The following is a 14,235-nucleotide window of genomic DNA, read 5'->3' on the forward strand; positions in this document are numbered from 1 at the left end:
ATGAGGCCGGCCGCTCCGCTCAGGCCCGTTTCGTCAGCGGAAAGCGGTCGCGCAGCAGCCGCAGCACCGATTCCGAAGGGATCGGCGGGCCGAAAAGGTAGCTCTGGCCGTAGTTGCAGCCCATCTTGGCAAGCTCGATCGCATCCTCGTTGGATTCGATCCCCTCCGCCACCACCTTCATGTCGAGTTCGCGCGCCATTGATATCACCGACCGGAGCACGATCGCCTTCTTGTCGCTGCTGTCGCGCACCAAAGTCTTGTCGAGCTTGATCGTGTCGAAGGGGAAGCGGGTGAGATAGGCGAGCGACGAATAGCCGGTGCCGAAATCGTCGAGCGCCAGTCCGATGCCGGCTTCCTTCAGCTTCTCCAGCACCAGCCGGGCCTGTTCCGGATTTTCCATCACCATGGATTCCGTCAGTTCGAGCTTGAGGCGCGAGGGCTGGCAATGCGTCTTGGCGAGAACCGAACGCACGTCGTCATAGAGCTCGTTATTGAGCAACTGCACGCTCGACAGATTGATCGAGACGAAGATCGGCAATTCGCCGGTCTGGTGCTGCCAGCTCATCAGATCGTTGGTCGCCTGTTCCAGTGCGAACATGCCGAGCGGGCCGATAAGATCGGAGGCCTCGGCGATCGGGATGAATTCGGACGGCGGGATATTGCCGCGTTTGGGATGTTCCCAGCGCATCAGCGCCTCGAAACCGGCGACCTCGACATCTTCCAGCCTTGCGATCGGCTGGTAGACCATCGACAATTCTTTGCGCTCGATGGCGCGGCGCAGATCCGTTTCGAGCTGCAGCCGGTCGGTGCCGAAGTCGCGGAAGGCCGGCTGGAACGGCTCGACACGGTTGCCGCCGGCTCGTTTTGCCCGGTACATCGCAAGCTCGGCGTCGCTGAGCAGGCCGGTGGCGCTCTCCTGCCGGTCGACCCAGGAGGCAAGCCCGACCGAGGCCGTCAGGATGATCTCGCGATTGGCGAAGTTGATCGGCACCATGATCGCCTTGCTGATCGCATCGGCAAAATCGGCGACCTTGGCCGGATTGTGCTCGGAAACCAGGATGAGGCCGAACTGGTCGCCGGCAAGCCGCGCCAGCGTGTCCTGCGGCTTCAGCAGCCGGCGCAGGCGCCGCGTCAGCGCGATGAGGATGTTGTCGCCGGCGGCAACGCCGAGCGAATCATTGACCAGCTTGTAGCGGTCGATATCGATCACCATCACCGTCGGCCGCAGCGTGTCGCCGCCCGGCGCCAGCGCCAGCACCGACTGCAACCGGTCGAGGAAGACCTGCCGGTTCGGCAGGCCGGTCAGATTGTCGTGCAGCGCATCGTGCAGCAGCCGCTCGACGGAATTCTTCTGTTCGGTCACGTCGACGATCGTGCCGACGCAGCGGATGATTTCGCCGTTCGAGCCGAGCACCGGCCGGGCGCGGATCAGCAGCCAGTGGAAATGCCCGTCCTCGGCGCGAATGCGGAATTCGTGGTTCAGCCGCCCGCGGCGGTGTTCGAGCAGCACGTCGAGCGTAGCGCGGAAGCGGTCGCGGTCGTCGGGGTGCAGCCGCGGCAGCCAGTTGCGCGCCGCGCCATGCATGGCGCCCTGGGAAAGGCCGAGCTTGATCGAGACGTCGGGAATGGTGACGACGCGGTCGCGCGCCACGTCCCAATCCCACACCATGTCGCCGGAGCCGGTCAGCGCCAGCGATTGCCGCTCGAGATCGGAAAACAGCCCCTGCTGGAAGGCGCCGCCGGCAAACGCATGCTGCATGACGGTGAAGCCGATCAACAGCACGATCAGCACCAGGCCGCCGCCAAGTGCTGGCTGGATGATGTCGTTGTCGAGCCGTCCGGTGACGGTCAGCCACGCCCCAAACAGCCAGACGAGGATCAGCGCCCAGGCCGGTACCAAAAGGATGGCGCGGTCGTAGCGGTTGAAGCCGAGATAGATGATCAGCAGCAGCCCCATCGTCGCCGTCAGCGCGAAGGAAAGCCTGGCAATGCCGGCGGCAATCGACGGATCGTAGATCGCCACGCCGAAGAGCAGGGCAAGGCCGAGCACCCAGGCAAGTGTGGCGTAGCCGAGATGCGCATGCCAGCGGTTGAGGTTGAGATAGGTGAAGAGGAAGATGACGAAACTCGAGGCCAGCGCCACCTCGGCGCAGGCGCGCCATATTCGCTGGTCGGCCGAGGCGACGCTGATCAGCTTGCCGAGAAAACCGAAATCGACGCAGATATAGCCGAGCACCGCCCAGGCGAGGGCTGCCGTCGCCGGCAGCATCGAAGTGCCCTTGACGACGAAGAGGATGGTCAGGAACACGGCGAGCAGGCCGGCAATGCCGAGCACGATGCCGCGATAGAGCGTGAAGGCGTTGATCGTGTCCTTGTAGGCGTTCGGTTCCCAGAGATAGATCTGCGGCAGCTCCGGCGTCGACAGTTCGGCGACGAAGGTGATGACGGCGCCGGGGTTCAGCGTGATGCGGAAGACGTCGGCCTCGTCGCTCGGCTGCCGGTCGAGCGCGAAGCCTTCGCTCGGCGTAATCGCGCTGATGCGCTGCGAGCCGAGATCCGGCCAGAACAGCTTGGAATTGACCAGACGGAAATGCGGCGCGACGATGACGCGCTCGAGCTGTTCTTCCGAGACATTGGCAAGCGCAAACACCGCCCAGTCGCCCTGATGGTTCTCCGAGCTTGCCCTGACCTCGATGCGGCGGCGGATGCCGTCGGCGCCGGCCGCCGTCGAAACCTGGAAGGCCTCGCCCTGGTTGGCGTAGATCTCGGTCGTCGCGGTCAGATCGAGCGCGGTATCGTCACGGGAAATTTTTACCGGTTCGGCCGCCTGGGCAACACCCGCCACGAAGGCGAAGGCCGCCAGGAAAAGGGCTGCGATCACCGCGATCACTCGTCCGGACGGTGACTTGGGCAGCATGCGGTCTCTTGTCATCGGCTGTCGGTTATCCTGCCTTTATCCGTATCAGTGGCGAGACGTGAAAACATCACATGGTCATGCCACTGACCGTTGATCTTCAAATATCCGCGCAGATAGCCTTCCTGTTGAAACCCGGCTTTTTCAAGCAGACGGATGCTGCGCGCGTTATCTGGAATACAGGCTGCTTCGATACGGTGCAACTCAAGCCCGGCGAAGATGTAAGGAATAACCAATTGAAGGGCGGCGAACATATGCCCCTGGCCGGCGTGGCGTTCGCCCATCCAGTAGCCGATCATGCAGCTTTGTGCCGCACCCCTTCTGATGTAGCCGATGGTGACGCCGCCGACGAGCGTCATGTCACCTTTCAGGAAAATGAACAGCGGCACCGCCTGGCCCGAGGCGTATTCCTGCTTGCCGCGGACGACACGGGCGCGGTAGGCGCCCTCCGTCAACTCGTCGCGCCGCCAGGTCGGCTCCCAGGGTTCGAGGAACTTGCGGCTTTCGGCGCGCAGCCGGTGCCACTGGTTGAAATCCTGGTAGCGCGGCAGGCGCAGGAAATACCTGTCGTTCTCCAGCTCCACCGCTTCCGGCTGCCGCTGCAGGAACCGAAAAACCGATTTTGGCATCGATCACTCCCGGCAGGACGAACGTCGGCTCAGCGGCTTGCCTGCAGCGTCTTCGACGCCGGGACCGAAAGCGAGGCGGTGATATCTTCCATCGGTGCGAGCTGGTCCAATGGCCCGATCGCCGAAAGCGTCGGCACCGTGTCATAAAACAGCCGGCCGGCAAGGTCGGTCAGCCGCTCGACGGTGATGCCTTCCAGCCGCTCCATCATCTCCGGATTGGAGATCGGCCGGCCGTAGAGCATCATCTGCCTGGCGATCTGGCCGGCCCGGGCAGCCGGGCTTTCCGCACCCATCAGCAGCTGGGCGCGGATCTGGGCGCGGGCGCGCTCGATTTCCTTCTGGTGGATCGCATCGGCTGACTTGTGCAGCTCATCGATGATGACGGGCACCAGCTCCGGCAGGTTTTCGCCGCCGGTTGCGGCATGAATGCCGAAGATGCCGGTGTCGGAAAAACCCCAGTGGAAGGCATAGACCGAATAACAGAGGCCGCGGAACTCGCGCACCTCCTGGAAGAGCCTGGAGGACATGCCGCCGCCAAGGATATTGGCGAGGATCTGCGAGCAGTAGAAATCGCGGGCGTGGTAGGGCTTGCCTTCGAAACCGAGCAGGATCTGCGCGTCCATCAGGTCGCGCGGTTCGCGCACGCTGCCGCCGATATAACGCGCCGGTTCCATGACGGGCGGCGCCGAAGGGGCCGTCGGCAGGTTGGCGAAACGATCCTCGACCATGCGCAGGAATTCTTCATGCTCGACGGCGCCGGTGGCGACCACGAACATCCGGTCGGTCGTGTAGTTGCGGCTGAGATAGCCACGGATCTGCTGCGGCGTGAAGGAGACGACGGTCTCCGGCGTGCCGAGGATCGCCCGGCCAAGCGTCTGGTCGCGATAGGCGACCTCGGAGAACCGGTCGAACACCACGTCGTCGGGCGTGTCGTTGGCGGCGTTGATCTCCTGCAGGATCACCTGCTTCTCGCGCTCCAGCTCCTCTTCCTCGAAGGCCGATTCCGTCAGGATGTCGGCGAGGATATCGACGGCGAGCGGCACGTAGTCCTTGAGCACGCGGGCATAATAGGAGGTCGTCTCGGTCGAGGTCGCGGCATTGACTTCGCCGCCGACATCCTCGATCTCCTCGGCAATCTGGCGGGCCGTGCGGCGCGCCGTGCCCTTGAAGGCCATGTGTTCGAGCAGGTGAGCGATGCCGTGCTCGTTGTCCGTCTCGTTACGCGATCCCGATTTGATCCAGACTCCGAGCGCAACGCTTTCAAGATGCGGCATGGTCTCTGTGACTACTGTCAGCCCGGATTTTAGCCGGGTGCACTCAACTGTCATTGGCTATCTTTCTGCGCCTGCTGTCGTCTCGCCGCGGGCATGCTTGCCGATAAAAGTCTCAACGGCTTTCAGCTCCGGTTTGATGATCTGGAAACGCTCCTCCCTGTGCATCAGATCAGCAAGCCACGTCGGAAGCGCCGGGTCAATACCGCAGGCGGATTTTACAGCGGCGGGGAATTTCGCCGGATGCGCGGTCGAAAGCGTCACCATCGGCGTATTCGGCTTTTCTTTCTTGGCAGCGACGAAGACGCCGATCGCCGAATGCGGATCCAGCAGATAGCCGGTCTCGGCATGGGTCTTGCGAATCGTTTCGGCCACCTGCTTCTCGCTGGCACGCCCGGCGCGGAAGTCACGGCGGATCGCCTTCAGCGCTTGGCTGCCGATCTCGAAGCCGTTGGATTGCTTGAGGCTTTCCATCGCCGCGCGCACCTTCGAGGCGTCGCGGTCATAGGCTTCGAAGAGCAGCCGTTCGAAGTTCGACGAGATCTGGATGTCCATCGACGGCGAACTCGTCGCCTTGACCGCCTTCATGTCGTAGCGGCCGGTCTTCAGCGCCCGCGCCAGGATGTCGTTCTCGTTGGTGGCGATCACCAGCCGGTCGATCGGCAGGCCCATGCGCTTCGCGCAGTAGCCGGCGAAGATATCGCCGAAATTGCCGGTCGGCACCGTGAACGAGATCTTCCGGTCCGGCCCGCCGAGCGCGACCGATGCCGTGAAATAATAGACGATCTGGGCCATGATGCGCGCCCAGTTGATCGAGTTGACGCCTGATAGCCGGACCCTGTCGCGGAAGGCCACGTCGTTGAACATTGCTTTCACGAGGTTCTGGCAATCGTCGAAATTGCCCTCGACGGCAAGCGCATGCACGTTCGGTGACGACGAGGTCGTCATCTGCCGCTGCTGCACGGGCGAGACTTTGCCGTGCGGGAAGAGGATGAAGATATCGGTGCGCTCGCGGCCCGCAAAGGCGTCGATCGCAGCCCCGCCGGTGTCGCCCGAGGTAGCGCCGACGATCGTCGCCCGCTCGCCGCGTTTTTCCAGCGCATAGTCCATCAGCCGGGCGAGCAACTGCATCGCCACGTCCTTGAAGGCGAGCGTCGTGCCGTGGAAAAGCTCCATGACGAAGCTGTTCGGCCCGGTCTGGACGAGCGGCGCGATCGCCGGGTGGCGGAAGGTGCCGTAGGCCTCGTCGATCATCGCCCGGAAAGTGTCGTCGGGGATCTCGCCATTGGTGAAGGGCGACAGGATGGTGAAGGCGATCTCCTGATAGGTCTTGCCCCTGAGCGCCCGGATCTCCTTCTTGGAAAAGCTCGGCCATTTCGAGGGAACGTAGAGCCCGCCATCGCGCGCCAGCCCGGTCAAAAGGGCGTCGCAAAAGCCGAGGGAAGGGGCCTCGCCGCGGGTCGAGATATAATCCACGTTCGTCATCCTTGATCTATCGCTGGAGGAAACCCGGCCGGCCGGCACCATGGCCCGCTCTGCCTGAAATCGGGCCGGAAATCGAAAAGGCGCCGCCCTGCCGGCAGGGCTTTGCTCGTATGCTTTTGAAGTTGCCCGCATCCGGCGTCGAAAAGTGCATCAAAACGGCGCTTACCCAATCGATTTTTGTTTGCGCCGCTGATATAGACCATCGCAAACCGTCATGAAAGGCCCTGCTGAAAAGACACGGGGCCTCCAAGAAACGCTTGTACAAGGGATGGAATATGGTGCTCGGCAAGGTCTCGCGTCTCATCGTCTCCGCATCTTTTCTTGCCCTGCTTACTGGTTGCAACTCGCTCGGCATAGGCGGCGACAGCAAGTCGTCGGCGCCGACCCAGCCGAACGGCACCGCCCAGATCATGCCGCTGGCGCCCGCCAACCCGTCCTCGAACAATCCTTCGATCGGCACCGCCACGACGGCGCAGGGCACGGTCGCCCCCGTCGTCCAGGGCGCCTGCCCACAGATCTTCATGCGTGACCAGGACGCGATCTTCCGCACCTATGCCAAGGGCAAGAAGGACGATCCGCAGCAGATCGTCTACCAGGCCTCCTTCGGCGATTACACTCGCCAATGCACGCTGAACGACTCGAACCTGACGATGACCATCGTCGCCCAGCTGCGCCTGATCACCGGCCCGGCCGGCACGCCAGGCCCGCTGACGCTGCCGATCCGCATCTCCGTCGTCGACGGCGAGACGGTGCTCTATTCCGAGGTTACCAAATTCCCGACCGAAATCCCGGCGGGTGCTCCGGGCACGCAGGTCATCTTCCGCAAGGACGGCATCAAGATGCCGGTCGGCTCCGGCGCACTGGTGCGCGTCAATATCGGCTTCGACACCCTGCCGGCAAAGACCAAGAAGAGCAGCTAAGCAATTCCAGCGGCTGCTTCCGAGATACGGATGCACGACCTCCCTCATTCCTGTGCTCGTCACAGGAATCCAGCCACGGCGCGTCTGCGCTGTGAATGACTCTCATCGACGAAGCCTTTCTCTCGCGCCCAAGGACTTGGGCGCACTGGATCCCTGTGACGAGCACAGGGATGAGGAAGGAGAGGGCGTGCTCGCCTGACACAGCATTCCGGCTTGATCTCGGCCATTCTATGGGCTCGGCAGAGTCAAGGCGTGGTGTCAGTCCACAGCTCCGCGGTGTCGGGCTTAAGGCCTGAGGCGCCTCAGAGAACGTTGTCCCAGGCCGCCAGCGCGGCGACGACACCTGGCAGGTCGTTCATGCGCGAGATTGCCGTTTCGGCGCCGGCATCCGTTAATTTGTCGGCATGGGCGGGATAGCTGTGCGAGGCGCCGGTAAAACCGATGACGCGCATGCCGGCGGCGCGTGCCGCGTGCACGCCGTGGACGGAGTCCTCGACCACAATAACCTTGTCCGGCGAAACACCCATCTGGCTTGCGCCATGCAGGAAGATGTCGGGCTTCGGCTTGGCGCGGTCCGGGCCGAGATCCTTGGCGGAGAAAATGTTCGGGGCAAACAGCGGCTTCAGGCCCACCTTGGTCAGCATCATGTCGAGCCGCTTGGTGCTCGAATTGGAGCAGATGCAGCGCTTGATCGGCAGCCTGGAGAGGGCGAATTCGACGCCTGGAATGGCCTCGACGTCCTCTGCCAGCCTGAGGTCGAGCATATGCTCCGACTTGTCGAGCAGCGAGGCCGAAAACGGGATGCTTGCCTCGCGCTCGATCTGCAGCAGGATGTTGCGCCATGTCATGCCGGCGAAGCGCTCGCCCATTTCTTCGACGCCGATCGGATATCCGGCCTCTGTCAAAAGCACGGATTCGACTTCCGCCGCGATGATTTCCGAATCGACGAGAACGCCGTCGCAGTCGAAGATGATGAGGTCGAAGCCGTCCATATGTTCACGCCTTGCTGAAAGTCTGGGCTGGAAGTCGGGGTCTTGTCCGGGAATGCTGCGGCTTTACACGATGCCCGGCCAAAGCTCAACCTGATCTCAAGCATGGCAGCGATGCGGCATGCGACGGGCTCCGTCGTCGCAGTCGGATCGGCCGCGTTGGCCGCCGTCATCCTGGTCTCGACAAGCAGGAACCCGCTCGCTACCGAAGGCGCATGGGGAGGGAACCGGAGGCACAATCGCAAGCCGCATCAGCCGAATGCTCGCCGGGCGCATCGTGCGCGGCGCTATAAAATGAGAGCGCCTGGAGATGACGATGGAATGACGTCGGCGGGATTGTCCGCCGACGTCATGGCAAATTTAAAGCGCGCTCAGAAACGCGAGGGACGGCATAAAGAAATATTCGCCTCCCTTCATCTTCACCGCTTGAGGAACGGTTGCGACGGTCTTGAGGGAGCTGGGATCACCCCAGATGGCGGCTCCTTCCATATCTGGTCGCGCAGCATCTTGTTTTGTTTGACCGATGACCGGATCGACCCCAGGCGGTGGAAAGCCAGCCGGAACGGCCGGGAAACCGGGATTGTTGGCCCAATTTTTCTGCGTGAATTCGAACTGATTGCCTATGTCACTGTTGAACGCCATGAACAGCAGGCCGACGTATTTACTCGGTTTGTTCTCGATCTTGCCATCGTTCGGATTATCTGTTCGCACGCCATAGGTTTGGCCGCGTCGGGCCATGAGGTGCTTTCGCTCGCCAGCAATGTTTTCGAACCCGCCCGACCCTCGCGGATTGGTTTTCCGGATATGCCCTGAAAAGGGACACTTCGCGCCGCTCTTGTCGCTGAAGTAGTTGAAGTTGTTCGGGACGGGTGACTCAACTCCGTCTTCTGACTGCATCGTGACCGGCGTTCCGTCCTCAAAGCGCCCGACGACCATAGCGCCGGCCCTTTCGTCATCAGATCCGAATAAGCGATCTGCAAGTTTCTGCTCCTGCCTTTTGAAGCGGCGGACGTTTTGTTCCAGCTTCCGGTATACGAAGTAACTTCCGAAATGAACGGCCGGATCGGGCGCTGCTGGATCAGGAACAATGACCTGTTCTAATGGGAAAGCCGGATCCCAGTTCGCAATCCCATCTGTCGCGTTTTCTTCGGCGTCGATGTCTTCCAGCAGAAACAGCGGCTGGCTTCGCCCATCGACATAGCCAAAGTGTTCGATACCTTCTTCATTGTCATTGTGAAGGCCCAGGCCATCTTGCGTCCCTACGATTGTTACCCCATGCGAGGCTTGGATCAAGTCTACCACCTGATCGTGAGCCGTGACCTTGGTGTCATTGAGCATATCTCCCACCAGAACGACCGCATGGATGGGATTGCGAAAATAAGAATCCCACCTGCTGACATCAGGGTCATTCAAGTCGGATTTTTGCATACCCGCGCGGAATATCGGATCGCTCGGTCTTTGGGCGATTTGGAGGGCTTGATAGCCCGCGTCAGTAAGGCCAAGCCCAATGTACGGCGTTCCCGGCGTCGAAGGTTTGGCTTTGAATGCTTCAATTTCCATTAAATGTTGCTTTGCCGATTTCATCAGCGTCGTGGAAATCGCCCGAAGGAAGCTTTTCGCAGCCTCCTTATCGTCAAACCGCAGAAAAAATAGAGTCAAAAACTCACGAACATGCGCCTTGATGATGTTCGGCTGAAGATTGTTAAGCATAGTGCTGTCGTCAGTTGATAGATTTTTCCATGAGATTGGAGAGTTTAACGTGACGGACATCTTGCATTCCTCCGTTAATGACGTCGTCATTAAACAACAGGTAGCATATTAGAGTCAACGCAACCATTTATTATTTGATTTGTATTTCTAATGACGGTTTGAATCTTTTGCCATTTTTGATCTACAAACGAACCTATTGATATCGGGTGCTCACCCGCCCTCTTGGATAGGCTCTGCTGCCAGATCGGCTGAAGAGTGCGGTGACTGTCGGTCGTCTTCCGCTGAGAAGAGGATGGAGCGACTTTCCGCCGCCCGGCGCGCACAGCCGTTGTCGAAGAAACTTGACATCAGGGCTTCGCCGAGACTGCCGGCGAGATGAGCCCGCCTTTTGTTACAGTCGAGGCAGGAGCGGCAGCCGCGATGATCTGAGGTCCCCGACGTCGCCGGAATGAACAATGGCGAGCAGATAGCAGCGGTCAGGCCGCCAGCTGCCCACCCCTGCGTCCGGCTGCAGATTGCGTCGAAGCCGTCGCCCGAAGCCTGAACCGGGAAACCAGTTCACGCAGCGTGGCAGCTTCCTGAGCAAGCTGGCCGGATGCCGCGGTGGATTGCTCCACCATCGCGGCGTTCTGCTGGGTCACCTGGTCCATGGAATTGACGGCGGTGTTGACTTCGGCAAGGCCGGTCGACTGCTCTCTGGCCGATACGGCGATTGCATCCATGTGCTGGTTGATGCGGGCAATCTGCTCGCTGATCGCCTTCAGAACCTGGCTGGTGTCGAGAACCAGTTTGACGCCGCTTTCCACTTCCACCGAGGATTTCTGGATGTGGCCTTTGATTTCCTTTGCCGCCTGAGCCGATCTCTGGGCGAGTTCGCGCACTTCCTGGGCGACCACCGCAAAACCCTTGCCCGCGTCGCCGGCGCGTGCCGCTTCGACGCCGGCGTTCAGCGCCAGCAGATTGGTCTGGAAGGCGATCTCGTCGATCACGCCGATAATGCTGGAAATCTGCTGGGACGAAGCCTCGATGCGGCGCATGGCTTCTTCGGCATGCGACACGACTTCCGAAGATTTGGCGGCATTGCGGTTTGCATCGGTCGCTTCCGTGCGTGCCTCGTCGGTCCGCTTGCTCGAGTTCGAGACATTGGCGGTGATCTGATCGAGCGCTGCGGCGGTTTCTTCGAGAGAGGCTGCCTGCTGTTCGGTTCGTTTTGACAGATCGCCGGCCCCGGATGCGATTTCCCTGGTGCCTTCGTCGATCGCGGCAATGGCGGTCGCAATCGCGCTGAGCGTCTGATCGAGCTGCCGGATCGACATGTTGAAATCATGCCGGAGGTTCTCGAAATCAGGCGCGAACGGCTCATCGATCTGGAAGGCAAGATCGCCGGATGCAAGCCTCTTCAAGCCTGCGGCGAGGCCTGATGTCGCCGCCCGCAGCCGTTCGGCTGCATCTTCGTCGGCCTGCTTGCGCGCCGTGATCCGCTCGGCTTCGCCCTGTAATCGGGCTGCCTCGGCGTCTTGCTCAAGCTGCTTATTGGCAATCGCCGCCTGGCGAAAGATTTCGACGGCCGATGCCATCGTTCCGATTTCATCGGTGCGGCCGATCCCGGTGCAGGCAATTGCTGTGTCACCGTCGGCAAGCTTTTGCATGTCGTTGGAAAGCGAAAGGATCGGCTTGGTGACGGTCTTGCGGGTCAGGAAATAGAGCCCGAGCGCAAACAGCGCGGCCGCAGCCAGAAGTGCTTTCAGAACAATATCGACCGAAGCTTTTATGTCGGCGCTATGCTTGGAAATATCGTCCGACGCCGCCGTGATCTGGTCCCCGGTCTGTTCCATGGCCGTTTCCAGCGTCGAGAACTGCGCCATGAATTCCGGCAAGGCCTTCAATGCTGCCGAGGGATCCTGGCTCGCCAGATCGACAATCTTCGTGGCGCTTTCGATATAGGTCAGAAGGGGACGTTCGATGCTGGCAAGCAGCGCCTTGGTCTTTTCGTCGGCGGCAAGAGCCTTATTGGCGCCAATCATCTCACGGAACGACGCGTCGTGCTCCACCAGATCCGCCTTCACCGCGGCAGGGTCTATGCCTGCTGCCGGGTTGGAGGCAAGCATCGACGCCAGCACATCCGCGCGCATTGCATCATGCATCATGTCGGCCTGCATGTGGTTGCGCAGAATTTGCGCCGACCGGGCAACGTCGGCGTTGTTTTCGGAGAGGGTCGAGGCGGACCAGATGCCGACGCCCGTAGCGCCGCCCGCCAATGCGAAAATCGCGATGCTCGCAATGATGATCTTATGCTGGATCGACGCCATGACAGGGCTCTCTCGTTAATTTAGAACGTGAGAGTAGCCGAACATGCTTAATTATTTTCTTAGCACCATATGGCTTAACGGCGCGAAAACAACAGGTTGTAGCGGATATTTCACTTTCGATGAAAGGTTGAGCTCTTTGTGGGTCGGGCGGATGCCCGCTACCGATAGGATGACGGACCTGCGCGAGTGCCGCGGCCTCGTCGAGGCTCATTGCTGCTTACCGGTCTGGGGCGTACGATGCACGTACAATGGGAGAGGGACCATGAGGCTTTCAGCTTTCGTCCGACCGGCGGCAGCCGTAGTGCTGCTGTTTGCCTTCACATCCACCGACGTCATCGCCAAGGGCAAGCACCGAAGCTGTGCGCAGCTGCAGGCGATGAAGGATAATGCCCTGACCGGCGGAAAGCATGCCGGGGATGGCACCGACAAGAGAGCCAAGATCGAAAGGAAGATGAGGAAGAAAGCCTGATCTAAATCAAAGAAGTAGAGCATGATGTCGTCCGAAAACCGCTCACACTTTTCGGCATCATGCTCTAGAGGCAAGTCGCCGCTAGCTTGCGAGTACCGAGAGAACACGGTCTGGAAGCAGGCGAGCCTGTTGCCGAGACGGCAGAGATGCGCCTTCGTTGAGGATGGCGCGACATCCATCAAATCCGCCTCATGCCAGACTAACCGCAGTCCGGGGACTACCTTTGGCATTCTCATGCACTAGATGGCGATCGAGGAGGACGTCACCGCCGCTCTTGGGAGGAGAACAAGCGGCATGTCTAGAGAATGGATGAAGAGGAAGACTGCATGACGATCGAGGACATCATCGAAACCCTGGAAAAGACTGACATGCCCGACAGCCGGATCGACGCCTTCATCACCTGTGCCTTTCTGTTGAAGCAACTCCGGCCGGCCGAGCCCAACGATTTCGACGGTCCTCACGATTACCTGCCGAGCAGTATCAAGTCTGAGCACGGCTTCCTGATGGCGCGACCCTTCACGCACGACGTCAATCACGCCATCGACCTGTGCCGGGAAGTCCGGCCGGATGCGGTTTGGCACCTCGCCCGCGGCCGCCAGACACCGGACGAGTCGCTCTACGGTGCGCAGCTGCGCGAGATCAAGGAGAGCGAAAGCGTGCTCGGTGAAGCCGAGAGCAATCACGCAGCGCTGGCGCTCACTCTGGCGGCGCTGCGGGCGCATGTGCGGCAGGAAGATGAAAAGAGGGCAGGTGCGTGAGGGCGCTGGAGCGTGCCTCGGAACCTCTTGCAGCTCCGCAATAACCTACGGATCGACCGGGAAAAACATGAGGAACTGCCGGTCGCCCTCCGGCGAAAACAGGATCGAGCGGCTTTCGGCCGTGCGCCGCGCCCAGCCTTTGTCGAGGAAGCTTGACAGCAGGGCCTTGCCGAGGCTGCCGGCGAGGTGGGCGCGTCTTTCGCTCCAGTCGAGGCAGGAGCGGCAGAGCGGCCGGCGCGACGATCTGAGGTCGCCAACATCGATGCCGATGCGTTTGAGATCGCCTTCGCCCTTTTCCGTCAGCGCCAGGCCGTCGCCGACCGCGTCGATCGAGCCGGAGGCAATCAGGCTGTCGAGCATGCGCACGCCGTAGTCGCCGGCAAGGTGATCGTAGCAGATGCGCGCCTTGCGCAGCGCCGGCTCCTTCGGCCCCGGCTGATGGCGCAGATGGCCGCGTCCGGCGGCAAAGCCCATCATGCTTTCGATCAGCCGGGCGACGGCCTCGTCGGCCAGCGTGAAATAGCGATGGCGTCCCTGTTTGCGCTGGGTTAGCAGCCCGCCGGCTTCGAGCTTGGCGAGATGCGTGCTCGCCGTCTGCACGGTGATGCCGCCGACGCCGGCAAGCTCGGTCGCCGTCAGTGCCCGGCCGCCGGTCAGTGCCGCCAGCATGTTGGCGCGGGCGGGATCGCCGATGAGCGCGCCGATCTGCGCAATGTCTGGGCCTTCCTTCATAGTTCGATCGTAACCGAAGCATCGCCGTCAGGCAATGTGCGAAAACGGG

General features: G+C 61.3%; 11 protein-coding genes and 1 pseudogene. 3 read left to right on the plus strand and 9 right to left on the minus strand.

The genetic code is table 11. The annotated features are described in order from the left end of the window. Nucleotides 1-19 precede the first annotated feature (19 nt). From AC244Q_RS03345 to thrC, 4 genes are read right to left on the minus strand one after another with little or no spacing between them, the layout of a single operon-like run. Entirely contained in the window at nucleotides 20-2,932 is a 2,913-nt protein-coding gene (locus AC244Q_RS03345) for a sensor domain-containing phosphodiesterase (protein WP_128407847.1), read from the minus strand. Beyond that, entirely contained in the window at nucleotides 2,929-3,543 is a 615-nt protein-coding gene (locus AC244Q_RS03350; RefSeq protein WP_012756362.1) for a GNAT family N-acetyltransferase, read from the minus strand. The genes AC244Q_RS03345 and AC244Q_RS03350 overlap by 4 nt, the downstream gene beginning before the upstream one ends. Nucleotides 3,544-3,572: 29 nt before the next feature. Then, a complete protein-coding gene (locus AC244Q_RS03355; RefSeq protein ID WP_012756363.1) occupies nucleotides 3,573-4,871 on the minus strand; it encodes a M16 family metallopeptidase in 1,299 nt (432 codons plus the stop codon). 3 nt (nucleotides 4,872-4,874) lie between these two features. Continuing rightward, nucleotides 4,875-6,299: a threonine synthase gene (gene thrC / locus AC244Q_RS03360; protein ID WP_012756364.1), complete on the minus strand. Its 1,425-nt coding sequence runs from the start codon at nucleotides 6,297-6,299 to the stop codon at nucleotides 4,875-4,877. Nucleotides 6,300-6,574: 275 nt separating this feature from the next. Between thrC and AC244Q_RS03365 the strand changes: the two genes are divergently transcribed. Beyond that, nucleotides 6,575-7,219 carry a hypothetical protein gene (locus AC244Q_RS03365; RefSeq protein ID WP_012756365.1) on the plus strand — a complete coding sequence of 215 codons (645 nt, stop codon included), beginning with the start codon at nucleotides 6,575-6,577 and terminating at the stop codon, nucleotides 7,217-7,219. A 302-nt stretch (nucleotides 7,220-7,521) separates the two neighbouring features. Here the strand turns inward: AC244Q_RS03365 and AC244Q_RS03370 are convergent, their stop codons facing one another. The 4 genes and pseudogenes from AC244Q_RS03370 to AC244Q_RS03385 all read right to left on the minus strand — a co-directional run bounded on the left by AC244Q_RS03370 (nucleotide 7,522) and on the right by AC244Q_RS03385 (nucleotide 12,227). Beyond that, nucleotides 7,522-8,211: an HAD family hydrolase gene (locus AC244Q_RS03370; protein WP_128407846.1), complete on the minus strand. Its 690-nt coding sequence runs from the start codon at nucleotides 8,209-8,211 to the stop codon at nucleotides 7,522-7,524. A 357-nt stretch (nucleotides 8,212-8,568) separates the two neighbouring features. Next, on the minus strand, nucleotides 8,569-9,978 hold the full coding sequence (locus AC244Q_RS03375) for a Dyp-type peroxidase (RefSeq protein WP_128407845.1): 1,410 nt from the start codon (nucleotides 9,976-9,978) through the stop codon (nucleotides 8,569-8,571). A gap of 150 nt (nucleotides 9,979-10,128) precedes the next feature. After that, a pseudogene (locus tag AC244Q_RS03380) lies at nucleotides 10,129-10,357 on the minus strand (hypothetical protein); the annotation flags it as partial. Nucleotides 10,358-10,394: 37 nt separating this feature from the next. After that, complete coding sequence (locus AC244Q_RS03385; RefSeq protein WP_012756368.1) at nucleotides 10,395-12,227, minus strand: methyl-accepting chemotaxis protein; 1,833 nt, start codon at nucleotides 12,225-12,227, stop codon at nucleotides 10,395-10,397. A gap of 262 nt (nucleotides 12,228-12,489) precedes the next feature. Here AC244Q_RS03385 and AC244Q_RS03390 point away from each other — a divergent pair, with 262 nt between their 5' ends. Then, on the plus strand, nucleotides 12,490-12,696 hold the full coding sequence (locus AC244Q_RS03390) for a hypothetical protein (RefSeq protein ID WP_128407844.1): 207 nt from the start codon (nucleotides 12,490-12,492) through the stop codon (nucleotides 12,694-12,696). Between the two features lie 326 nt (nucleotides 12,697-13,022). Continuing rightward, nucleotides 13,023-13,454 (plus strand): hypothetical protein, encoded by a 432-nt coding sequence (locus tag AC244Q_RS03395; RefSeq protein WP_012756370.1) that lies wholly within the window; start codon nucleotides 13,023-13,025, stop codon nucleotides 13,452-13,454. A gap of 45 nt (nucleotides 13,455-13,499) precedes the next feature. On the opposite strand, the gene AC244Q_RS03400 is transcribed toward AC244Q_RS03395, so the two are convergent. After that, the gene (locus AC244Q_RS03400) at nucleotides 13,500-14,186 is read right to left on the minus strand and encodes an ArsR/SmtB family transcription factor (RefSeq protein WP_128407843.1); all 687 of its coding nucleotides are present in this window, start codon (nucleotides 14,184-14,186) and stop codon (nucleotides 13,500-13,502) included. Between the last annotated feature and the right edge of the window lie 49 nt (nucleotides 14,187-14,235).

The organism is Rhizobium sp. CB2179 (assembly GCF_057653455.1).